21 protein-coding genes, 1 tRNA gene and 1 pseudogene are annotated in these 22958 nt (G+C 65.4%); 9 read left to right on the top strand and 14 right to left on the bottom strand.

All coding sequences use genetic code 11. The features are described 5' to 3' along the window. Window positions 1-111, top strand: a pseudogene (locus NFE57_RS13930) (IS630 family transposase); the annotation flags it as partial. Between the two features lie 25 nt (window positions 112-136). Here NFE57_RS13930 and NFE57_RS13935 read toward each other — a convergent pair. Next, on the bottom strand, window positions 137-361 hold the full coding sequence (locus NFE57_RS13935; protein ID WP_252136203.1) for a hypothetical protein: 225 nt from the start codon (window positions 359-361) through the stop codon (window positions 137-139). A 244-nt stretch (window positions 362-605) separates the two neighbouring features. Here NFE57_RS13935 and NFE57_RS13940 point away from each other — a divergent pair, with 244 nt between their 5' ends. Next, window positions 606-1877: an MFS transporter gene (locus NFE57_RS13940; protein ID WP_252136204.1), complete on the top strand. Its 1272-nt coding sequence runs from the start codon at window positions 606-608 to the stop codon at window positions 1875-1877. 69 nt (window positions 1878-1946) lie between these two features. Here the strand turns inward: NFE57_RS13940 and rplI are convergent, their stop codons facing one another. The 4 genes from rplI to NFE57_RS13960 all read right to left on the bottom strand — a co-directional run bounded on the left by rplI (window position 1947) and on the right by NFE57_RS13960 (window position 3894). Beyond that, window positions 1947-2570 (bottom strand): 50S ribosomal protein L9, encoded by a 624-nt coding sequence (rplI, locus tag NFE57_RS13945; protein WP_252136205.1) that lies wholly within the window; start codon window positions 2568-2570, stop codon window positions 1947-1949. 12 nt (window positions 2571-2582) lie between these two features. Then, window positions 2583-2807: a 30S ribosomal protein S18 gene (gene rpsR, locus NFE57_RS13950; RefSeq protein ID WP_066583513.1), complete on the bottom strand. Its 225-nt coding sequence runs from the start codon at window positions 2805-2807 to the stop codon at window positions 2583-2585. Window positions 2808-2819: 12 nt separating this feature from the next. Beyond that, the gene (rpsF, locus tag NFE57_RS13955) at window positions 2820-3176 is read right to left on the bottom strand and encodes a 30S ribosomal protein S6 (protein WP_252136206.1); all 357 of its coding nucleotides are present in this window, start codon (window positions 3174-3176) and stop codon (window positions 2820-2822) included. Window positions 3177-3438: 262 nt separating this feature from the next. Further along, window positions 3439-3894 carry an RcnB family protein gene (locus NFE57_RS13960; RefSeq protein ID WP_252136207.1) on the bottom strand — a complete coding sequence of 152 codons (456 nt, stop codon included), beginning with the start codon at window positions 3892-3894 and terminating at the stop codon, window positions 3439-3441. 198 nt (window positions 3895-4092) lie between these two features. Between NFE57_RS13960 and fabD the strand changes: the two genes are divergently transcribed. From fabD to NFE57_RS13990, 6 genes are all read left to right on the top strand, one after another. Continuing rightward, the gene (gene fabD / locus NFE57_RS13965; protein WP_252136208.1) at window positions 4093-5028 is read left to right on the top strand and encodes an ACP S-malonyltransferase; all 936 of its coding nucleotides are present in this window, start codon (window positions 4093-4095) and stop codon (window positions 5026-5028) included. A 45-nt stretch (window positions 5029-5073) separates the two neighbouring features. Beyond that, complete coding sequence (fabG, locus tag NFE57_RS13970) at window positions 5074-5814, top strand: 3-oxoacyl-[acyl-carrier-protein] reductase (RefSeq protein ID WP_252136209.1); 741 nt, start codon at window positions 5074-5076, stop codon at window positions 5812-5814. An 81-nt stretch (window positions 5815-5895) separates the two neighbouring features. Further along, on the top strand, window positions 5896-6132 hold the full coding sequence (locus NFE57_RS13975; RefSeq protein ID WP_019515010.1) for an acyl carrier protein: 237 nt from the start codon (window positions 5896-5898) through the stop codon (window positions 6130-6132). Between the two features lie 168 nt (window positions 6133-6300). Continuing rightward, window positions 6301-7560 (top strand): beta-ketoacyl-ACP synthase II, encoded by a 1260-nt coding sequence (gene fabF / locus NFE57_RS13980; RefSeq protein WP_252136210.1) that lies wholly within the window; start codon window positions 6301-6303, stop codon window positions 7558-7560. A 4-nt stretch (window positions 7561-7564) separates the two neighbouring features. Continuing rightward, on the top strand, window positions 7565-8533 hold the full coding sequence (gene mltG / locus NFE57_RS13985) for an endolytic transglycosylase MltG (RefSeq protein ID WP_252136211.1): 969 nt from the start codon (window positions 7565-7567) through the stop codon (window positions 8531-8533). Window positions 8534-8588: 55 nt separating this feature from the next. Then, entirely contained in the window at window positions 8589-10325 is a 1737-nt protein-coding gene (locus NFE57_RS13990) for a cellulase family glycosylhydrolase (protein ID WP_252136212.1), read from the top strand. A 3-nt stretch (window positions 10326-10328) separates the two neighbouring features. On the opposite strand, the gene NFE57_RS13995 is transcribed toward NFE57_RS13990, so the two are convergent. Continuing rightward, window positions 10329-12425, bottom strand: coding sequence for a catalase (locus NFE57_RS13995; protein WP_252136213.1), 2097 nt, complete (start codon window positions 12423-12425; stop codon window positions 10329-10331). A 250-nt stretch (window positions 12426-12675) separates the two neighbouring features. Here NFE57_RS13995 and NFE57_RS14000 point away from each other — a divergent pair, with 250 nt between their 5' ends. After that, window positions 12676-13545, top strand: coding sequence for an HTD2 family dehydratase (locus NFE57_RS14000; RefSeq protein WP_252136214.1), 870 nt, complete (start codon window positions 12676-12678; stop codon window positions 13543-13545). 22 nt (window positions 13546-13567) lie between these two features. Here the strand turns inward: NFE57_RS14000 and NFE57_RS14005 are convergent, their stop codons facing one another. The 8 genes from NFE57_RS14005 to NFE57_RS14040 all read right to left on the bottom strand — a co-directional run bounded on the left by NFE57_RS14005 (window position 13568) and on the right by NFE57_RS14040 (window position 22953). Continuing rightward, window positions 13568-16789, bottom strand: coding sequence for an efflux RND transporter permease subunit (locus NFE57_RS14005; protein WP_252136215.1), 3222 nt, complete (start codon window positions 16787-16789; stop codon window positions 13568-13570). 3 nt (window positions 16790-16792) lie between these two features. After that, window positions 16793-17944, bottom strand: a complete 1152-nt coding sequence (locus NFE57_RS14010; protein ID WP_252136216.1) for an efflux RND transporter periplasmic adaptor subunit — start codon at window positions 17942-17944, stop codon at window positions 16793-16795. Further along, the gene (locus NFE57_RS14015) at window positions 17941-19200 is read right to left on the bottom strand and encodes a TolC family protein (RefSeq protein WP_252136217.1); all 1260 of its coding nucleotides are present in this window, start codon (window positions 19198-19200) and stop codon (window positions 17941-17943) included. Before NFE57_RS14015 ends, NFE57_RS14010 begins: the two co-directional genes overlap by 4 nt. A gap of 62 nt (window positions 19201-19262) precedes the next feature. After that, window positions 19263-19595, bottom strand: coding sequence for a hypothetical protein (locus NFE57_RS14020; RefSeq protein WP_252136218.1), 333 nt, complete (start codon window positions 19593-19595; stop codon window positions 19263-19265). Between the two features lie 107 nt (window positions 19596-19702). Then, a tRNA-Glu gene (locus NFE57_RS14025) sits at window positions 19703-19777 on the bottom strand. 105 nt (window positions 19778-19882) lie between these two features. Further along, entirely contained in the window at window positions 19883-21256 is a 1374-nt protein-coding gene (locus tag NFE57_RS14030) for a class II 3-deoxy-7-phosphoheptulonate synthase (RefSeq protein ID WP_252136270.1), read from the bottom strand. A gap of 318 nt (window positions 21257-21574) precedes the next feature. Then, complete coding sequence (locus NFE57_RS14035; RefSeq protein WP_252136219.1) at window positions 21575-22510, bottom strand: D-2-hydroxyacid dehydrogenase; 936 nt, start codon at window positions 22508-22510, stop codon at window positions 21575-21577. Continuing rightward, entirely contained in the window at window positions 22507-22953 is a 447-nt protein-coding gene (locus tag NFE57_RS14040; RefSeq protein ID WP_252136220.1) for a TM2 domain-containing protein, read from the bottom strand. The genes NFE57_RS14035 and NFE57_RS14040 overlap by 4 nt, the downstream gene beginning before the upstream one ends. Window positions 22954-22958: the final 5 nt, after the last annotated feature.

Raw genomic sequence — 22958 nt, forward strand, 5'->3', positions numbered from 1 at the left:
GCCGAACGATCCCACGAAACAACATGGCGACGCATCGGCACCTTGCTCGACGCCTTCCCGCCAGCAGAATGCCGCAACTATCTGCTCAACGCAGGATACGGGTCAGCATGAGGTCATCTGACTCTAGTGATAATGATCACGTTGTGCGCAGGGCATCAGCCCCGGCTGCGACCGCAGAAAGCGGGCGTGCGGCGCGATCGACCAGCCCCGCAACCTGATGTGCGGCCTTGTCGAGTGCGATTTCGTCGTTGGTGGCGGCGCGTGCGATCCGCGGCGCGGGGTTGGCAAAAGCGACGATCAGCCCGGCCAGGATCGCTCCGATGGCCGCTCGCCGGATGATGCCCGTTGTCCGATCACGCATGGGATTATCCTGCTTTTCGGTTGTTGCATCGCGGCGTCAGGAGAACACGCACCGGCTTGCCGCGCGATGAACGAAGGCACGGCCTTGCGGTGCGTCGGGCCATGCACACGACACGTTGTCCCCAGGGGCTTCGGCGATCGTCACGCGCGTTTTTCCGTGGCAGGCGGCGCGAACGGTTGTACGGCGTCCGCAATCAGGGCAGCACGCGGCTTTCACTGGCCCGAAGCGTAACAGGGGGATCGATATGGCGGCTACCGGCGGGGCATCGCATCGGCGCATTCTGTTCGCGAGCCTGGTTGGCACCGCGGTCGAGTTCTACGATTTCTACATCTATGCCACCGCCGCGGCGCTCGTATTCGGGCCACTGTTTTTTTCGTCCGAATCGGCCTCGGTGCAGTTGATGCTCTCTTATGCGAGTTTCGGGCTGGCCTTCATCGCGCGGCCGGTGGGCGCGATCCTGTTCGGCCATTTCGGCGACCGGATCGGGCGCAAGTCGACGCTGGTCGCCAGCCTCGTGTTGATGGGCGCCTCGACCGTCGCGATCGCCTTTCTGCCGACCTATGCGCAAGTGGGGTGGGTCGCGCCGCTATTGCTATGCGTGCTGCGGCTGGGGCAGGGGCTCGGGCTCGGTGGCGAATGGGGTGGGGCGTCGTTGCTCGCCGTCGAAAACGCGCCCGAGGGCTGGCGCAACCGTTTCGGCATGTTCCCACCGCTGGGCGCGCCGGTAGGGTTCATCGCCGCTAATGGCTTTTTCCTGCTGCTCGGCGTGTTTCTGACCGAGGAGCAGTTCCTGGCATGGGGCTGGCGGTTGCCGTTCCTGGCGAGCGCGGTACTCGTCGGGCTCGGGCTGTGGGTCCGGCTCAAGCTCACCGAAACCCCGCAATTTCTGGAGGCGGCCAAGACCGAAGCGCTGCCCAAGGTGCCGATCGCGACGCTGCTGCGCGATCATTTTCGTGCGACGCTGGCGGGTACCGTCTCGGTGATTGCCTGTTTTGCGACCTTCTATCTCGCGACCGCTTTTGCGATGGGCTACGGCACCACCGAACTCGGCCATAGCCGCGAGGCGTTCCTTGCGATCGAACTAGCCGCGATCGTGTTTCTGGCAGCCGGCATCGTCATCGCCTCGATCCTCGCGGACCGCGTGGGCGCGGGCAGGATGCTCGGCTGGGGCTTTGCGGGCACGATCGCGGTCGGGCTGCTGCTCGGGCCGATGCTGGGTGCGACATCGCTGTTCGTCGTCTGGCTGTGGCTCGCGCTGGCGCTGTTCGTGATGGGTTTCGCTTATGGGCCGCTCGGTGGCTGGCTGCCGAGCCTGTTCCCGGCGGGGGTGCGCTATACCGGCACCTCGATGGCGTTCAATCTTGGTGGCATCGTCGGCGGTGGGCTCGCGCCGATGATCGCGCAGGCGCTCGCCGATCGCGGTGGGCTGGGGCAGGTCGGGCTGTATCTCGTCGCCGCGGGCGTGCTCAGCCTGTTCAGCCTGATCATCCTGCCACGCAGCCGGCGCCTCGATTAGCAGCCACATAGCAAAAGGGCCGCCCGACATCGGTCGGACGGCCCTTTTTCATAAGTCGCGTGGTGCGGATCAGGCCTGGTCGGCGTCGTCCGTGCCGGCGTCGTCCGCCTTTTCGGCGGGCCCTTCGCCAAGCGCTGCCGCCGCTTCCTGCGAGGCCTGATAGTCCTCGGTAAAGCCCGACACGTCGTGGGCTTCCTCGAACATCTGCGCCATCACGTCGACGCCTTCGGCCTGCATTTCGGCTTCCTCGGGCGAGCGCGCGACGTTGATCTTGATCGTCACCGCAACCTCGGGGTGCAGCGCGACCTTGATCTCGTGCACGCCGATCGTCTTGATCGGGCGATCGAGGATCACCTGGTTCCTGGCGACCTTGTGGCCATCGGCATCGAGCGCCTCGACGACGTCGCGCACCGCGACCGAGCCGTAAAGCTGGCCAGTGTTCGACGACTGGCGGATCAGCGTCAGCGACGTCCCGTCAAGGCCCTTGCCCTCGGCTTCGGCTTCGGTGCGACGGGCGGCGTTTTCGGCCTCCAGGCGCTCACGATTGGCTTCGAATACCTTGCGGTTGGCGTCATTGGCGCGGAGCGCCTTCTTGCGCGGCAACAGGAAGTTGCGCGCAAAGCCGTCCTTGACCTTGACGACATCGCCGATGCCGCCGAGCTTCTCGACCCGTTCGAGCAGAATCACGTCCATGGGTTCAGCTCCTCACTTCACGAGATAGGGCAGCAGGCCCAGATGACGGGCGCGCTTGATTGCCTGAGCGAGCTCGCGCTGCTTCTTCGCGCTCACCGAGGTGATCCGCGAAGGAACGATCTTGCCGCGCTCGGAGACGAAGCCCTGAAGCAGGCGAACGTCCTTATAATCGATTCTGGGCGCATCCTTCGCGGAGAAGGGGCAGCTCTTGCGGCGGCGGAAAAACGGGCGTGCCATGGATCTGCCTCCTTAATTGCGCTCGCGACGGCGGCTGCCGTCACGGTCGCTCTTGCGCATCATGACCGACGGGCCGTTCTCGAGTTCGTCGACACGGATGGTCATGTAGCGGATGATATCTTCGTTGATCGCTTCCTGGCGCTCAAGCTCGGCGACGATGGAGCCGGGGCCCTCGATCTCGAGCATCACGTAATGCGCCTTGCGGTTCTTCGCGATCTTGTAGGCCAGGCTGCGCAGGCCCCAGGTCTCGGTCTTGACGACCTTGCCCTGATTGTCTTCGATGATCTTGGTGGCGGTTTCCGCCAGCGCGTCCACCTGCGCCTGTGCCAAATCCTGGCGCGCAAGGAACACGTGCTCGTACAGAGCCATGTCTCGTCCTTCGTCTTGGCCGATCGCTGACCTGCGCCCCGTGCGCAGGCCCCTCCGGCTGTCGTCTGTTTCGAATGCAAAACCAGGGCGGAAAGCCAAGCTCGCCACCCTAGTTGCCGGGGTTCCATAGCGAAATCCGGGCGAAACGCAAGTCGTGTTCGGTCAAGGCGGTGCCGGCCCACTCCCCCACCCGACCACCCATTAGGATATTAATATTGGGTGGCCGGGTGGGGGAGTGGGCCGGCACCGATCAGATGACGCTTTAGTTCAGGAACGCGCCACCGATCACCGCGCCGATCAGTCCGCTGGCGATGGCCACCAGCACCGCGTCGTTACCCGACTGTACCCAATGATAGCCCCGCGGCGGCGTGTAGAGGCGGTTATAGCCGCGGTAATCGTTCACCACCCGATAGCGCGGCGCATAGCGATAGTCGAAATGCTGACCGCGAGCCCAACTGCGGTGCTGGGCCGCATAGGCCGGCCGATACGTCGCGTGGCCGGGGCGATAGGTGGTCTGGTAGCGCACCGTCTGCTTGGCAGGAGCCCGCACCACCTTGCGCTGCGTGGTCACCGTGCGGCCGTTCGCCTTGTGCTTCACGGTGTGCTTGACGACCTGTTTGCTCGTCTGGTGGCGCGGCGCTGCCTCGGCGGGCGCGGCGGCGGCCAGGGGAATGGCGACCATGGATGCGGCGGCCGCGCTCAGGAGAAACTTTTTCATGACTGCTACTCCATGTCTGTATCGACGCCCTTGTTCGGCGTCAGTGCCAAGCTAGGCAGCGGGTGTCGCGCAGATGTGTCGGCAATCGTGCGAAATGGTCGCAAATTGTCGCGACGGCTGAAAAGGCGCCGCGCTCGCGGCTTGCCATCGTCGACGCGCGTTTCTAACCGGGCGGTTCGTTTCGCTGAGGAGACCATGATGCGCGCGTTCATCTTTCCGGGTCAGGGTAGCCAGGCCGTCGGCATGGGCGGCGCGCTCGCCGATGCCAGCCCCGTCGCGCGTGCGGTGTTCGAGGAGGTCGACGAGGCGCTTGGCCAGAATCTGTTCCGGCTGATGCTCGACGGGCCGTCGGACGAACTGACGCTGACCGAGAACGCGCAGCCCGCGATCATGGCGAATGCAATCGCGACGCTCCGGGTGTTCGAACAGGAAGGCGGTATCCGGCTCGCCGACAAGGCCGATTTCGTCGCTGGGCACAGCCTTGGCGAATATAGTGCGCTGTGCGCCGCCGGTGCGATCGATCTTGCCACCACCGCGCGGCTGCTCAAGCTGCGCGGGCGCGCGATGCAGGCTGCGGTGCCGGTGGGTGAAGGCGCGATGGCGGCCCTGCTCGGTGCGGATGTGGTGATGGCGCAGAAAATCGCCGATGCGGCCGCTGAGGGGCAGGTTTGCACCGTCGCCAACGATAACGATCCCGGCCAGGTCGTGCTGTCGGGAGCGCGTGAGGCGATCGAGCGCGCGATCGCGCTCGCCAAGGATATGGGCGCCAAGCGCGCAATTTCCCTGCCGGTGTCGGCACCGTTCCATTGCCCGCTGATGCAGCCCGCCGCCGATGCGATGCACGCGGCGTTGGCCGACGCCCGGATCGACGCGCCGCTGGTGCCGCTCTACGCCAATGTCACCGCTGCGCCGGTGAGCGACCCCGCCGCGATCCGCGCCCATCTGGTCGAACAGGTCACGGGGCGCGTGCGCTGGCGCGAATCGGTGCTCGCGATGCGCGATGTCGGGGTGTCGCTGTACGTCGAATTCGGTGCCAAGGTTCTTGGCGCGATGGTCAAGCGGACGACCCCCGATGCCGGCACCCACAGCGTCATCACGATGGATGACATCGAATCGCTGGTGAAAGACATCTGAGCGCCGCACGCTCGACCACGCATATGACAATTCTGGAGTAACATGATGTTCGACCTGACAGGCATGACCGCGCTGGTGACGGGAGCGTCGGGCGGGATCGGCTCGGCGATCGCGACGGCGCTGGCAGGGCAGGGCGCGCGGCTGGCCGTATCGGGCTCCAATGCCGACAAGCTGAACGCGTTTCGCGATGCGCTTGGTGGCGATCACGTCGCGGTGCCGGCGAATCTGTCGGATGCTGATGATGTCGATGCGCTCGTGCCGGCCGCGGTCGAGGCGTTGGGCGGCAAGCTCGACATCCTCGTCAACAATGCCGGCATCACGCGCGATAATCTGGCGATGCGGATGAAGGACGACGAATGGGATCAGGTGATCCGCGTCAACCTGGAGGCGGCGTTCCGCCTCGCCCGCGCCGCGGCCCGGCCGATGATGAAGGCCCGCTTTGGCCGGATCATCTCGATCACCTCGGTCGTCGGGCAGACCGGCAATCCGGGGCAGGCCAATTACGCCGCCTCCAAGGCGGGGCTCGTCGGCATGTCGAAGGCGCTGGCGCAGGAACTCGCCAGCCGGAACATCACCGTCAATTGCGTCGCGCCGGGCTTTATCCGTTCGGCGATGACCGATGTGCTGCCCGATGCGCAGAAAGCGGCGCTCCTCGGCCGCATCCCGGCGGGCGATCTTGGCACCGGCGACGATATCGGCGCGGCCGTGGTCTATCTGGCCAGCAGGGAAGCCGGCTACGTCACCGGTCAGACGCTCCACGTCAACGGTGGCATGGCGATGATCTGACGTCCGGACTTGCCACGGCGGGACACGCGTTCTAGGTGCGTTCAGGAAATTCAACCCCCAAGCTAGAGAGGGACTAGGGACATGAGCGAGACCGCCGATCGCGTGAAGAAGATCGTCGTCGAGCATCTCGGCGTCGAGGCCGACAAGGTCACCGAAGACGCGAGCTTCATCGACGATCTCGGTGCAGACAGCCTCGACATCGTCGAGTTGGTGATGGCGTTCGAGGAAGAATTCGGCGTCGAAATCCCCGATGATGCTGCCGAGAAGATCACGACCGTCAAGGACGCGATCACCTATATCGACGAGCACAAGGGCTGATCGAAGCCTGCTTTCAGGCTTGGTCGCTCGATAGACGGCTCCCGCCCGGTTTCCGGTGCCGGGGGCCGTTTCTGTTTGCTCATCGACGCGCTGTCGGCAATCGTCGGCCGCACGTTGTTTCCAAGAGACCCCGGCACGTCGTCGGGGTGACGCACTAGGAGAAGCGGCATGCGCCGTGTCGTCGTCACTGGTCTTGGCCTGGTCACCCCGCTTGGTGCCGATGTCGAGACGAGTTGGGCCAATATCATCGCGTCCCGCTCAGGCGCGGGGCCGATCACCCGTTTCGATGCGTCCGACCAGAAGTGTCGGATCGCGTGCGAGGTGAAGCCTGCCGACCACGCTTATGGATTCGACCCTTCGAAGCGTGTCGATCACAAGGTGCAGCGTCAGGTCGATCCGTTCATCGTCTATGGTATCGACGCTGCCGGGCAGGCGATCGAAGATGCCGGGCTCACCGACATGAGCGAGGAAGAACGTTTCCGCGCGGGCTGTTCGATCGGTTCGGGGATCGGCGGCTTGCCGGGGATCGCCAGCGAATCGATCGTGCTCCACGAAAAGGGGCCGAACCGCGTCAGCCCGCATTTCGTTCATGGCCGCCTGATCAACCTGATTTCCGGGCAGGTTTCGATCAAATACGGTCTGATGGGCCCCAACCATGCGGTCGTCACCGCCTGTTCGACGGGTGCGCATTCGATCGGCGACGCCGCGCGGATGATCGCGATGGACGATGCCGATGTCATGCTCGCTGGCGGCGCCGAGGGCGCGATCTGCCCGCTGGGCATCGCCGGCTTTGCGCAGGCGCGCGCGCTCAGCACCAATTTCAACGATACGCCCGAAAAGGCCAGCCGTCCCTACGATGTCGATCGCGACGGTTTCGTGATGGGCGAGGGCGCGGGCGTTGTCGTGCTCGAGGAATATGAGCGCGCCAAGGCCCGCGGTGCGAAAATCTATGCCGAGGTGATCGGCTACGGCCTGTCGGGCGACGCCTATCACGTCACCGCGCCGCATCCCGAAGGTTCGGGCGCTTTCCGCTCGATGCAGATGGCGCTCCGCAAATCGGGGCTCGCGCTGTCGGACATCGATTATATCAACGCCCACGGCACCTCGACCCCGCTCGGTGACGAACTGGAACTGGGCGCGGTACGGCGGTTGTTCGGCGATGCGATCGGCGACCTGTCGATGAGCTCGACCAAATCGGCGATCGGGCATCTGCTCGGCGGCGCCGGCGCGGTCGAATCGATCTTCTGCATCCTTGCGATGCGCGACCAGATCGTGCCGCCGACGCTCAACCTCGATCATCCGAGCGAGGGGTGCACGGGGGTCGATCTCGTTCCGCACACGGCGAAGAAGCGCAAGGTGAAGGCCGTGCTCAACAACAGCTTCGGCTTTGGCGGCACCAACGCCTCGCTGGTGATGCGGGCGCTCTAGTTCGATGCGCAAGCCCGGCTGTCTCGGCCTGCTGATCGCGCTCGTCGCGATCCTCGGGGCGTTCCTTGTCGCCCAGAGCTGGAGCGGCGCGGGGCCGGCAGACAAGCCCGTTACCATCGTCGTGCCGCAGGGCGCGACGCTGACGCGCGCGGCGGATCAACTCGAGGCGGCGGGGGCGATCGGGTCGGCCCGCCGCTTCCTGCTGCTCGCCAAGGTGTTTGGCGGTGCGGCGCCGATCAAGGCGGGCGAGTATGAATTGCCCGCGCATGTCAGCCAGTCGGACATTCTCGCGGCGATGCAGGCCGGCCAGACGCTCCAGCGGCTGGTCATGATTCCCGAAGGGATGGCGTCGATCTATGTCCACCAGCGATTGATCGAGGCGCCCAAGCTGACGGGGGATGTCGCGGTGCCGGCCGAGGGCTCGGTACTGCCCGACAGCTATAGCTATCAGCGCGACGATAGCCGTGCTGCGGTGCTCGCGCGGATGACGCGGGCGATGGACGATTATCTCGCGGCGGCGTGGCAACGACGCAAGCCGGGGATCGCGGTGAAAACCCCGCGTGAGGCGCTGATTCTAGCCTCGATCGTCGAGAAGGAGACCGGCAAGCCTTCGGAGCGCCGCACGGTGGCGGCGGTCTATACCAACCGCCTCAAGCGCGGGATGCCGCTTCAGGCCGATCCGACGGTGATCTATCCGATCACCCACGGCAAGCCGCTTGGCCGCCGCATCTTGCGCTCCGAGCTGCGAGCCAAAAACGGCTATAACACCTATGCGATGGCGGGGCTGCCCGAGGGGCCGATCTGTAATCCCGGCCGCGCCTCGATCGACGCAGTGCTCGATCCGGCGACAACCAACGCGCTCTATTTCGTTGCCGACGGCACGGGCGGGCACGTTTTCGCCGACACGCTCGATCAGCACAACGCCAATGTCGCCAAATGGTATGCGATCCGCCGCGCACGCGGCGAGATGTGAGAACGTTCACTTTGGCTGAAGCCTAGTCTATATCCCTCGCCAGAGGGGAGCCGGAATGATGCTGTTTCGCCTGATCGCCGCCGCGTTGCTGTGCCTGTCGAGCGCCGCGGCGCAGGCGCAGGGTTTCCTCCATACGCGTGATACCGAGATCGTCGACGGCGACGGCAACCCGGTGCTGTTGCGCGGGATGGGGCTGGGCGGCTGGATGCTCCAGGAAGGCTATATGCTGGGGCTGGGTGATCTTGAAAAGGGCCAGCAGCATGTCATCCGGCGGCACATCGCCGACCTGATCGGGGCTGATCGCACCGCCGATTTCTATCGCGCGTGGCTCGATCATTACATCACCAAGGCCGATGTCGATGCGATGGGGCGCTGGGGCTTCAATTCGATCCGGCTGCCGCTCCATTACAACCTCCTGCTCGATGATACGGCGCCGGTCGGTACTGACCGCTGGCAAGAGGAAGGGTTCGCGCGGATTGACGCGCTGGTCGCCTGGGCGCGCGCCAACCGGATGTACGTCATCCTCGATCTGCACGCTGCACCAGGCGGGCAGGGGAGCGATCTGCCGATCGCCGACCGCGATCCGGGCGTGCCGTCTTTGTGGGATAGCGCCGAAAACCAGCGCCGTACCGTCGCCTTGTGGGGCAAGCTCGCCGCGCGTTATGCCGACGAGCCGTGGATCGGCGGCTACGACATCCTCAACGAGCCCAATTGGGATTTTGACGGCGAGGGCGGCGGGCATGGCTGCAAGGAACAACGCAACGCCCCGCTGACGGCGCTGCTCAAGCGCATCACGCATGCGATCCGCGCGGTCGATCGACAGCATCTGATCGTGATCGAGGGCAATTGCTGGGGCAATAATTATGCCGGGATGTTGCCGGCGTGGGACGACAATATGGTGTTGAGCTTCCACAAATATTGGAACCGCAACACCGACGCCGAACTCGCCGACATTCTGGCCTTGCGCGACACATATCGAATACCCGTCTGGCTCGGCGAATCGGGCGAAAATTCAAACGTCTGGTTCCGCGACGCGATTGCGTTGGTCGAGCGCCATGGCATCGGCTGGTCATGGTGGCCGCTCAAGAAGATCGGTTTCAACAACCCGCTCGAAATTGCGCCCAATCCGGGATGGAAAAAGCTTGTCGATTACTGGCTGCACAATGGCGCGCGTCCGACCCGTGCCGAAGCGGAGCAGGCATTGATGCGCCTTGCCACGCACGACATCGCCTTCGCGAACAACATCCAGCACCCCGACGTCATCGACGCGATGTTTCGGTTGCCGCATTCGGATCGCGCGATTCCCTTCGTGCCGCACTGGTTTGGCGCGGCCCCGCTGACGATCGCGGCGGTCGATTACGACATGGGCCCCGCGGGGGTGGCCTATCACGACCGCGTCGACGCCAATTACCATATCGCGACCGGCGGTGGACGCGCCGCATGGAACGACGGCCGCACCTATCGCAACGACGGCGTCGACATCGCTCGCGACGCCGATGGCGCACCGTTCGTCGATCATTTCGAGGCCGGCGAGTGGCTGCACTTCACGATCAGCGCTGCGCAAGGCGGCCCCACGCGACTGGTGCTCACCGGCAGCGCGATCCGACCGGCAACACTCGGCGTGGAGGTCAACGGTGGGTCAGAAAAGTCTATCGCGATGCGCGCTGCGCGCGGCTGGGCGACGACGCAGCCAATCGAGGTGGCGCTGCTCCCCGGCATCAACCGCGTGAAGATCGCGGTGAAGGACGGCGATATCCGGCTCCGGACGCTGCGTCTGGAGCCGATACCCTAACCTTTAAGCCAGCGTGCGGACGCTCGGTTCACGGTCCCAGAAGCGTTTGGTTGCTGCCTTGACGAAAGCGTCGCCAAGATCGGTCACGCCCGCGTCTGGCTTCACCCCCGCTTTGTCGAGCAACGGCCTGGCATCCGGATTGTGGCCGATCGCCTTGAGGTGACCAAAAGCGTCCATCGCGAATTGCACCGCAGCCCCATCGTCCAGCAAGGTCTCGATCGCTTTGGGCGCCAGCAGGATCGCGACCGCATCGAACAATTGCGAGGGTGAACCCGCAAGTTGACCATCGGGTTTGACGGCTTTGCCGTCGGACAGCGTGATCCCATTGACCTTGGGCGCGACAACGAAGCACCTGCCGCCCGCCTTGGTAATCGCGGCCTGTACCGCCTTGAAGAGGCCGGCATCGCTGCCGTCGGCGATCAGCACGCCGACTTGCCGCCCCTGAAGCGTCGGCTTCATGTTCTTGTGGATCGACAGCGCGTCCGAAGGCTTCATGTCGAACGGCGCGCGTGCGGCCTCGGCCTTTTTGGGGAGCGGAATGCCAAGGCCGTCGGCGACGCGCTTCGCCAAATCGTCATCGACGTTGCGCAGATTCGCGACCATTCGTGACTGCACGTGCTCGAGTTGCACTTTGGACAGTTCGAACACGAACGCCGACGCGATATGCGCGCGCTCGCTGTCGGTCTGCGATATCCAGAACAGCCGCGCCTGGCTGTAGTGGTCGGCGAACAATTCGGGGCGGACGCGCAGCTTCTCCCCCGTCTCGTCATGATCGGTGCGGCCGGTAAAGGTGGTAAAACCCGTCGCCGGGCATTCGCGCGGTCCGCCTTCCTCGCCGTGCTCGGCAAGGCTGTTGGGTTCGTAATTGGCCCGACCCTTGGGTAGTTGCGTCTGCATCATGCCGTCGCGCTGGAAGTTCATCACCGGGCATTTGGGCGCGTTGATCGGGATCTGATGGAAATTGGCGGTGCCGAGCCGCGATTTCTGTGTGTCGAGATAGCTGAACAGCCGCCCTTGCAGCAGCGGATCGTTGGTGAAATCGATTCCGGGCACGATATTCGCGGGGCAGAACGCGGCCTGCTCGGTCTCAGCGAAGAAATTGTCAGGGTTCCGATCGAGCACCATCCGCCCGACACGCCGCACGGGCACATCCTCCTCGGGAATCAATTTGGTGGGATCGAGCACGTCATAAGGCTGGGCGTCGGCGAATTTCTGGTCGAACACCTGCAAGCCCAGTTCCCATTCGGGATAGTCGCCGCCGTCGATCGCCTCGCGCAGGTCGCGGCGGTGATAATCGTTGTCGGCCGCCTGCAATTTCAACGCCTCGTCCCAGACGGTCGATTGCATCCCCAATTTGGGCTTCCAGTGGAATTTGACGAAATGTTCCTTCCCCGCCGCGTTCACCATGCGGAAGGTGTGGACGCCGAACGCCTCGATCATCCGCAGCGAGCGTGGAATGGCGCGATCGGACATCGCCCACATCAGCATATGCGTCGATTCGGGCATCAGCGACGCCCAATCCCAGAAGGTGTCGTGCGCGCTGCCGGCTTGCGGGTAGCCGCGGTCGGCCTCCATTTTTACCGCGTGGACCAGATCGGGGAATTTGATCGCATCCTGGATGAAGAACACCGGGATGTTGTTGCCGACCAGATCCCAATTGCCCTCCTTGGTGTAGAATTTTACCGCAAAGCCGCGCACGTCGCGCGGCGTATCGACCGATCCCGCGCCGCCGGCCACGGTGGACATACGGATGAACAGCGGCGTCTTCTCGCCCTTGCGCTGGAACAGATCGGCTTTGGTGATGTCCGACAGGCTGTCATAAAGCTCGAAATAGCCGTGCGCTGCGCTGCCGCGAGCATGGACGATTCGTTCGGGAATGCGTTCGTGATCGAAGTGGAAAATCTTCTCGCGCAGCGCGAAATCTTCCAGCAATGTCGCGCCACGCATGCCAGATTTCAGGCTGTTTTGGTTGTCGGATATACGGATACCCTGATCGGTGGTCAGATGGTGGATGCCATCGTGCGGACCGCCTTCGGGTATGTGTTGATGGGTCTCGCCGCCCTTGCCGCGCGACGTCTCGAACTGTTTGCTGGCCGCCATCGTCTTTCTCCGATCAGGTTACGGAAACGATCGCTGCTTGCGGCCTCGATCTGCCCCATCCGGCGATTGCGACGGGTGACGATCGGGGAGCCTTTTCCGGCTGCGAGAGCAGCACGCTTCTTCAGGCGGACAACCATCCGCCGGGCATTCGGTTCATTATCCTCTCAGGCATTCCTCCGCCCGAGACATGCGGCTACAGGACCGGCCAATGCCCTTGCGGCATTGGGGACAACGAAATGGTAGCGATGCGGTGATCGAAAAACTGGATGTGGGCCATCTTCGGACATGGATCGGTGGCGAGGAGGTCGCCGAAGAGCAATTGACGCCCGCGCTGGTCCAGCGCTTCCAGGCGACCTTCGATCTTGCCGGGCTGCCTCCGCAACCAGGCGACATCGCGCCGCGCCTGATTCACTTCTGCCTTTGCCAGCCCGCTGCTCCCACCGGCGCATTGGGTGAAGACGGGCATCCCGCTCGCGGCGGATTCCTGCCGCCAGTCCCCTTGCCGCGCCGGATGTGGGCGGGGAGCGACATCCGTTTTTCCGGCGACCTGCGCGTGGGCGATCTTGTCCGGCGTCGGTCGCGTGTCGCCGATGTCGTGGTCAAGCAAGGGCGCAGCGGGCTGTTGTGCTTCGTTACCGTCGATCATCATATCGACAGCGCGGGCACAATGCGGGTCGAGGACCGGCAGACGATCGTCTATCGCGCTGCGGACACTGCGGGCGCACCGGCAGCACCAGTCGAGGATGTCGCCCCGACTGGCGTCGTCGCAGAGACCGTGGATCCGACGCCAACGCTGTTGTTCCGCTACTCGGCGCTGACCTTCAACGGGCACCGTATCCACTACGATCACCCTCATGTGACCGAGAGCGAGGGCTATCCCGGCCTCATCGTCCACGGGCCGTTACAGGCGACGCTGCTGCTCCAGTTCGCGACCCGGCAACGGGACGGTATCCCGCCCGATCGGTTCATTTTCCGTGGCCAGTCACCGTTGTTCGATGGCACGCCCTTCGTCCTGCATGCCGGCGCGGCCGAGGCCGACACCATGCAGCTCTGGACAGCCCGCAGCGCCGGACCGATCGCCCTGATCGCCGACGCAAGTTGGCAATCCGGCGCTGGCTGATGCGGGCTGTCCGTCGCGGCGATCAGCGGGCCCCGATCTCCATCGCTTCGTCCATCTGCACGGGCGGTGCGGCGGCCTCGCGCTGCCCATAACGGGCATAGAGCGTCGGCAGCACGAACAGCGTGAGCAAGGTGGCCGAGATGAGCCCGCCGATTACCACGGTAGCGAGCGGTTTCTGTACCTCGGCGCCCGCGCCGGTTGCGATCGCCATCGGCACGAAACCCAGACTTGCCACCAGCGCGGTCATCACCACCGGCCTCAGGCGCATCATCGCCCCGTCGCGCGCGGCCTGCGTGCGCGCCATCCCGCGTGCCATCAGCGTCTGGATCGATGTCACCATCACCAGCCCGTTCAGGACCGCGATCCCTGACAGGGCGATGAACCCCACCGCCGCCGAGATCGAGAACGGCATCCCACGCAGGAACAGCGCCAGCACGCCGCCCCCCAGTGCCAGCGGAACCCCGGTGAACACGATCGCCGCATCGCGTACGCTCCGCAGCGCGCTGTAGAGCAGCAACAGGATCAGCGCGAAACAGGCGGGAACGACCAGCATCAGCCGCTTGGTCGCCGATTGGAGATTCTCGAACTGTCCGCCCCATTCGAGATATTCGTCGGCCGGCAGCCGCACCTCCTTGTCGATCCGCTGCTGCGCGTCGGCGACCACGCTGACGACATCGCGGCCGCGCACATTGGCCTGCACGACGACGCGCCGCTTGCCGTTTTCGCGGCTGATCTGATTGGGGCCATCGGTAACGCCGATCGCCGCGACGCTCTGAAGCGGCACGAAGCCGCCGTCAGGCAGCGGCACTGGTACCTGGCCGAGCGTCTGAAGATCGGCGCGTGCGGCATCCGAGAGGCGGATCGTCACGGCAAAGCGGCGGTCGCCTTCGAAGATCACCCCGGCATCACGCCCGCCGATCGCAGCGGAAACCGTATCCTGAACGGTCTGCGCGGTAATGCCCAGCCGTGCCATCATGTCGCGGCGGGGGCGGATGTCGAGCATCGGCAAGCCCTCGGTCTGCTCGACGCGAACATCGGTGGCGCCGTCGGTCTGGCGCAGGATCGCGGCGACGGCATTGGCAGTGGCGTTCATTGCATCGGAATCGTCGCCGAACACCTTGACCGCGATGTCACCCCGCACGCCCGCGATCAGTTCGTTGAACCGCATCTGGATCGGCTGGCTGATCTCATAGGCCCCGCCCGGTATGCCATCGAGCACGCGTTCGACCTTGGCGATCAACGCGGCCTTGGGCAGCCGCCGGTCGGGCCATTCGGCGCGCGGCTTCATGACGATGAACGTATCCGAGATGTTGGGCGGCATCGGATCGGAGGCGAGTTCGGCCGTGCCCGTTTTCGAGAATACGAACTTGACTTCGGGCAATGTGCCGATCGCGCGTTCGATCCGCGATTGCATCGCCTGGCTCTGATCGACCGAGGTTCCCGGAATGCGGAGCATCTGGGCGGTCAGATCGCCTTCATCGAGCTGCGGCAGGAATTCCTGCCCGAGCAGCGAGAAGAGCGCGATGGCGGCGGCGAAACTGCCGATCCCGATCCCCAGCGTCAGCGTCGGCCGCTTCATCGCGCGATCGATGCCCGGCTCATATTTGCGCGTGAGCCAGGCCATGATGCGCCCTTCTTTCTCCGCCACCGGCTTCGACAGCCAGATGGCGAGCATCGCGGGCACGAAGGTCAGCGACAGGACGAAGGCGCAGGCGAGCGCGATGATGACGGTCAGCGCCATCGGCGTGAAGGTTTTTCCCTCGATGCCCGTCAGCATCAGCAGCGGGACATAGACGAGCATGATGATCGCCTGCCCGAATACCGATGGCCGGATCATCTCGCGCGCGGCCTGCGCCACGACCGACAGCCGCTCGTCATGCGCCAATGTGCGCCCGTATTGATGCTGACGTTCGGCGATCCGGCGCAGCGCATTCTCGACGATGATAACCGCGCCATCGACGATCAGGCCGAAATCGAGCGCCCCCAGGCTCATCAGATTCGCCGAGACACCGCCTCTGAGCATCCCGAAACTGGCGAGCAACATCGTCAACGGGATCACCAGCGCCGCGATCAGCGCCGCCCGGAAATTGCCGAGCAGCGCGAACAGCACGACGACCACCAGCAACGCGCCTTCGCTGAGGTTTTTCGCCACCGTCTTGATCGTCGAATTGACCAGCGCGGTGCGATCAAGCACCGGCTGGACCACGATATCGGTGGGCAGCGAGGCATTGATCTCCTCGAGCCGCTCGGCCACCGCCAAGGCGACCGCGCGGCTGTTTTCACCGATCCGCATCACGGCGGTCCCGACGACGACTTCCTGACCGTTTTCGGAGGCCGAGCCGTAGCGGATGGCCTGACCGATGCGGATTTGCGCGACCTGATCGAGCCTGATCGGTACGCCGTCGCGCGTGGCGATGACAGTGTCCGCGAGTTCCTGCGCGTTGCGGATGCGGGCGTCGGATCGCACCGCAAGACCTTCGCCGCCGCGATCGATCACGCCCGCGCCGACTCCGACATTGTTTTCCTCCAGCGCGCGGGCGAGATCGCTGAGGTTGATGCCCAGCGCGGCGAGGCGCTGGACGTCGGGGATCACCTGAAACTCCTTCACATAGCCGCCGATCGTGTCCACCCCGGCAAGGCCGGGCGTGTTCTTGAGCAGCGGCGCGACGATCCAGTCCTGCGTCGTGCGCAGATAGGTCGCCTTGTCGGCCTCGCTGATCAACCGCTCGCCCTCGGGGGTGATGTAGCTGCCGTCGGGCTGGATGCCGGGTTCGCCGGGCTTGTGCCGGTCTTCGCGGCGATGCTGGAGGTGGACGGTCCACATATAGACTTCGCCGAGTCCGGTGGCGATCGGCCCCATTTCGGGCGTCACCCCGTCGGGCAGGCTCGCTTCGGCGATCCGCAGGCGCTCGGCAACCTGCTGGCGGGCGAAATAGATGTCGGTGGCGTCGGTGAAGACCGCCGTGATCTGCGCAAAGCCGTTGCGGCTGAGCGATCGGGTGTGATCGAGCCCGGGAACGCCTGCGAGCGCGGTTTCGATCGCGAAAGCGACCTGCTTTTCCACCAGTTCGGGGGAGAGGGCAGGCGCGCGGACGTTCACCTGCACCTGGTTGTTGGTGATATCGGGCACGGCGTCGATCGGTAACTGGCTGATCGCCCAGCCGCCGATCGTGGCGGCGATGAGCGTCATCAGCAGGACGAACCAGCGCCGTTCGACGGAGAGGGTGACGATACGATCGATCATCGATCAATGCCCCCCGTGTTCGGCATCGCCCTTGCCGAGTTCGGCCTTGAGCGTGAAGCTGCCGTTGCCCGCGATTTGCTCATCGCCGGAAAGCCCCGAGGTGACGACGACATGGTCACCGCTCGGCTGGCCGAGTGTGACGGTCACGGCCTTGAACCCGTTTTGGGTGCGCACGAAAACGTGGGGGCGCCCCTCGATCGTCTGGACCGCGAGCGAAGGAACGAGCACTCGCGCGCCGCTGGTCGTCTCGGGCGTGCTGATCGAGGCCGTCACGGGCTCGCCGACGCGCCACTGGCCCGCGCGATTGTCGATGGCGGCGATCGCGGTGACGAGCCGGCTGGTCTCGTCGAGCACCGGCGATACGAAGCTGATCTGTGCCGCCGAGCGCCGGTCGCCCGACACCACGTCCACCGTCGCCCCCGGTTTGACGTGCCCGGCATCGGCCGGCGAGAGCGCCATCGTGACCGCGACACGCGAGAGATCGGCAACGCGGAACAATTCCGCATCGGCCGCGACCGTCTGGCCAAGCGTCACGCTGCGTGACGTGATCTGGCCATCGATCGGCGCGGCGATGCCAAGGCGATTGAAATCGCCGCCACCCGCACCGGCCGCCGACAGTTGTTGCTGGGCGAGGCGCAGCGCAATCCCGGCTTCGGTGGCGGCGGTGCGTGCGGCGATCACATCCTGTTCAGGCGACACGCGTTCGGCAAACAGGCGCTCCTCGCGGCGCAAATTGGATTGCGCCAGCGCCAGCCGCGCACGCGCGGCCTCGATCTCGGCCTTGAGCGAGGCGGCCTCGCGGCTCTCGATCACGGCCAGCGTCTCACCGCGCCCCACGCTTTGGCCCAGATTGCGGTTGAGCGTGACGATACGTCCCCCGATCGCCGCCGACACGACGTGCGTCTTTTGCGGATCGCCCTCGATCGTCGCCGGAAGCGTCAGCATCCCGCCACCGGTCGTCGTCGGTCGCACGATCTCGATTCCCGCCGCGGCGATCTGCTGGGGTGTCAGGTCGATCACGCCTTCTTGTTCGGCGTGGCCGGCCTCTTCAATCGTGGCGTTGTCGGGCGCGGCGTCCTGGCCGGTGCAGCCCGACGCGACCAGCGCGGCGAGGGTCAGCGGCAGTGCCGCCTTGAAAATGGTGTTCATGGTCATTGATCCTGGATCGGCGCGCGCGCGGTGAGGCGGTCGAGCTGCGCTTGCGCGATATGGTATGCGAGCAAGGCGTCGATCGCGGCCGTCCGCGTCTCGGCGAGTGTGCGCTCGGCATCGAGCAGGTCGAGCTGGCCGAACTTGCCTTCGCGATAACCGATGCGGGCGATGCGGGCGCTCTCCTCGGCCGCGCGCAGCGCCGGTCCGCTGGCGGTCGCTGCGGTCGTGGCGGCATTGGCGGCATCGGCCCGCGCGCGGGCGATCGCCTGATCGACCTCGATCGCGGTCGCGCGGCGCAACGCCTCGGCACGCTGGTGTTCGGCCGTGGCCTCCGCCAATGCGGCCTTGCCGTTATCGAACACCGGGATCGGGATCGACAGGCTGAACATCGCTGCGGTGTCGCTGGTTGCCTCAAACCGACGCGCACCCGCGCTCAGCGTCAGGTCGGGCACGCGATGCGATCGCGCGAGCCGAACCCCGGCATCAGCCGTCGCGAGATCGGCCTCGGCAGCCGCCAGCGTGAGCGTGCCGCGACTGTCGATCGGAGCGCCTGGGCCATGACCGGAGGGCACGTGCGCGAACCATGCCATGTCGAGTGGTGCCGTGACCGGTTGCCCGATCAGCCGCGCGAGCGTGAAGCGCGCGACATCGGCAAGCCGCGCAGCCCGCTCGACCGCGGCATCGGCGTTGAGCCGTGCCACGGCCGCGCGCTGGATTTCGATCGGCGATGCACGCCCGGCCCGCACGCGAACGTCCGCGCCACGCAGCCACTCAGCCGCAAGAACCGCCTGATCGCGCGCGGTTTCTAGCCGCCGCTCCGCAGCGATCAACTCGGCATAAGCGGTGATGACGGCGCGCCGCAGATCGGCCTGTGCGATCGCAGCCGCAACGGCGGCTCGATCGGAACACGCATCGGCAACCGCGATCCGCGCCGATCGCTTGCCGCCACGTTCGATCGGCAGGACAAGTGAGGCGGTCGTTTCGAGGCTCTCGATATCGCGATAGGGGCCGGTGCCCACGATGTTCTCGGCATCGACGGTAACGCTGGGGTTGGGGCGCAGCGCCGCGATCCGCTGCCCTGCCGCCGCCGCGCGACGGTCCGCCGCCGCCGCGTCAAGCGACGGAGAGGCGGCGCCGGCCAGGTCGAGTGCGTGCTCGAGGGTGAGCAAAGCGCCTGCTGCGGCAGGCGGCGTATTTTGCGCCTGCGCCATACCGGCGCACGACGCCGCAGCCAGCAAGGCCGCGATTAATCGATGCATGATGAAAGAACTCCTGACGGTTCAAACCAGCCCGCGCATCGGCGCAGGCGAGCGGAGGACCGTCAGGCGATAGGGGGTCTGAGGGCGGGGCCGGCACCGCGACCCGGCAGCGCGGCAGCATCATGGGAGGGTGCCAGCGCGGACGTCAGAACATGCGGCACCGATGGCGAACCATCGGAGGTCGTCGAAATATGGTGGCCGTGGCACCCGCCGTGATGATGCAAGGGGGCCTCAGCGCCGCCCGAATTCTGGTCGGTATTGCCCTCGAGGTGGCCGACCGCCGCTTCTGTCGCCGCATCAACGCAGCCGATCGGCTCCATGGCGTGCGCTATTGATCCCAGCCCCAAAGCGAGGACAAGCGCGCAGGCTGTCAACAATGCGATAAGGCGGCTCATAACCGCCATCTAGCAGAAGCATCGCGCTTGGGAAATGCCCGCCGTCGTGTGTCGGGGCACGGCTTCGACCAACCAACGTCCATCGCCACCACGCCGAAGCGGCTGTCTGGTGACCCCTACGGGAATCGAACCCGTGTTTTCGCCGTGAGAGGGCGACGTCCTGACCGCTAGACGAAGGGGCCGCGCTGGGCAGCGAAAGCGGGCGATTACGGGGCTTGTGCGTAAGCGTCAAGTGCTTGCGCCGCCGGAGTGAGCGACCGGATGCCGGCCCGGTCGCTCGTTTCGGTTCAGGCTGCGGCCTTGCGGCGCTCGGCCATTTCGCGGTTGAGCATCTCGGCCAGCAGGAAAGCGAGTTCGAGGCTCTGGCTGGCGTTGAGGCGTGGGTCGCAATGGGTGTGATAGCGATCGGCAAGGCTCTGCTCGGTCACCGCCACCGCACCGCCGGTGCATTCGGTGACGTTCTGCCCCGTCATCTCGGCATGGATGCCGCCCGCAATCGAGCCCTCGGCGCGGTGCACCGCGAAGAAGCCGCGTACCTCGGCCAGAATCCGGTCGAACGGGCGCGTCTTATAGCCATTCGCGGCCTTGACGACGTTGCCGTGCATCGGATCGCAGCTCCACACCACCGGATGGCCTTCGCGCAGCACTGCACGGACCAGCTTGGGCAGCCCGGTCTCGATCTTGTCGTGGCCGTAGCGCGTGATCAGCGTCATCCGGCCGGGAATCCGCGCCGGATTGAGCGTATCGAGCATCGAGAGCAGCGCATCGGGCTCGAGGCTCGGCCCGCATTTGATCCCGATCGGGTTGCCGATCCCGCGCAGGAACTCGACATGCGCCGAGCCCTCGAAACGCGTCCGATCGCCGATCCACAGGAAATGCGCCGACGTGTCGTACCAGTCGCCGGTCAGGCTGTCCTGCCGGGTCAGCGCCTGTTCGTAACGCAGCAGCAGCGCTTCGTGGCTGGTATAGAATTGGGTCTGCGAGAGCTGCGGCACGCTTTCGGCGTTGATGCCGCACGCTTCCATGAATTCCAGCGCGTCGCCGATCCGGTCGGCCATCTCGGCATATTTCTTCGCCCACGGGCTGCGGCCCATGAAATCGTGCGTCCAGCGATGAACCTGATGAAGGTTGGCATAGCCGCCTTGCGCGAACGCGCGCAGCAGGTTGAGCGTCGCCGCCGATTGCGCATAGGCGCGCAGCATCCGCTGCGGGTCGGGGGTCCGCCCCTCGGGCGTGAAGGCGATGTCGTTGATATTGTCGCCGCGATAGCTGGGAAGCTCGACACCATCGATCGTCTCGGTCGGCGCCGAGCGCGGCTTGGCGAACTGCCCCGCCATCCGGCCGACCTTCACCACCGGCAGCTTCGAGGCATAGGTGAGCACGACCGCCATCTGCAGGATGACGCGGAACGTATCGCGAATGTTGTTCGGGTGGAACTCGGCAAAGGATTCGGCGCAATCGCCGCCCTGAAGCAGGAACGCTTCGCCCGCCGCGACACGCGCGAGGTCGGCGGTCAGGTTGCGCGCTTCGCCGGCAAAGACGAGCGGGGGATAATTGCCGAGCTGGTCGGTCGCGGCATCGAGCGCAGCGGCGTCAGGATAGTCGGGAAGCTGGCGAGCTTCGGCGGCGGTCCAGCTGTCGGGAGCCCATTTGGCGGCCATGTCGATCCTCATGTGAAAGCAACCCGCGTCCATGCGGGAAAAAGACAGGGCCCGCAATCAATGAAAACTGCAGGCGCGCGATCAGGCGAAATTGCATCCGCCCGAAAGGCCGATATCGTGTGTTGAACCCAATTCGCCAAGAGCATGGCACGCCGCGGGAGGAATAGCGGCGCGATGTTGATCGTCGCGATCGTGGCGGCGATGGCGGAGCGTATGATGTTCCTGCGCCCGAGCCCGCCGCGGTGCCCGCGATGGGGTCGATGCTTGCTCCCGCGCAACCGCGCGCGGCCGCACACTGCGGGGCGCCATTCCGGGAGCCTAATAGCCTGCGTCGAGATCGACCACATTGCGCATCGGCCGTCCCGCGCGAAAGGCAGCCAGATTATCGAGGAAAAGCGCGGCGCCGCGCGGGAACATCGAGCGCTGGCTGCGCCCGGCGAGGTGCATCGAATGGATCGCGTTGGGCGCGTTCCACAGCGGATCGGCGGGAGGCAGGGGCTCGGGGTCGACGGTATCGAGGAACGCGCCCGCGATGCGTCGCGTCGTCAGCGCATCGATCAACGCCGCTTTGTCGATCATATCGCCGCGCGCGATGTTGACCAGCCATGCATCGGGCTTCATCGCCGCCAGTTCGTCGGGTCCGATCATTGCCCTGGTGGCACCCGTCGAGGGCGCCGCGAGCACGACCCAATCGAATTCGCCTAGCCGGGCGCGCCATTGATCGCCCCTGAGCGTATTTTCACGGCCGGTCCGGGTGACGCCGGTGATCGCGACATCGAATGCCGCGAGCCGTTGGCCGATCAGGCGCCCGATCGTGCCGTAGCCGATCACCAGCGCGCGGCTGCCCGCCAGTTCGGCCTGTCCGGGCGCGACAAAGGGCCATTCGTGCCGGTCGGCGGTGCGGACGACCTCGTCGAAGCGCTTGGCGGCAACGAGGATCCCCATCACCGCATAATCGGCCACCGTGTGCGCGTTGAGCCCGTTGCCATTGGTGACGATCACCCCACGCTCCTTGAGCAAGGGCAGGGGGAAGGCATCGAGCCCGGCGAAGATCGTCGACAGCCATTTGATCTGCGTCCCGCGCGCGACGGCTTCACCGGCGTAGAGCGGCTGCTGCATGTCGACCCAGGCGATATCGGCATCGACCACCATGGCATTCGCCTCGTCGGGGGTCGTGAACCACGCGACTTCGAGATCGGCGGGAAGTTGCGCTTCGACCATCGGCCGCGCGAAAGCGGGGAGAACGGCCTTCATTGCGGCCGGTGCCCGTAACGCGCGGCGAACTCATCGTCGGGCATGACGAGATAGCGGATGGTATCGACCATCGACCATAGCCAACTGACCGGCAGCCCGACGACGGTCAGGCTGAGGACCAGCATCACGACGCCCGATCCGTTGCGGCCGAGGTAGAAACGGTGGACCCCGAGCATGCCGAACAGAAAGGCAAGAATGGCAGCGATATATTTGTTGCGCCCGCCCGCCTGGGGTGGTGCGGCGACGGGCATCATGGTGGTGCCGGGTTGCCGATAGATGCGGCGCGCGGTCGTCCCTTCGGCTTCGAAATCGATCAATGCGCCGACCGAGGGGCCTATCGGGTCGCTCCAGTCGCGCGGTCGAAAGACATAACGCTGACCGTCATCGCCGGAAATCTGGCCGTTTCCCGTTTCTCGATCGACCCCGAGCACCTGTCCGCGCATTCGTG

It is taken from the genome of Hephaestia sp. MAHUQ-44 (assembly GCF_023806085.1).
GTDB lineage: Bacteria > Pseudomonadota > Alphaproteobacteria > Sphingomonadales > Sphingomonadaceae > Sphingomonas.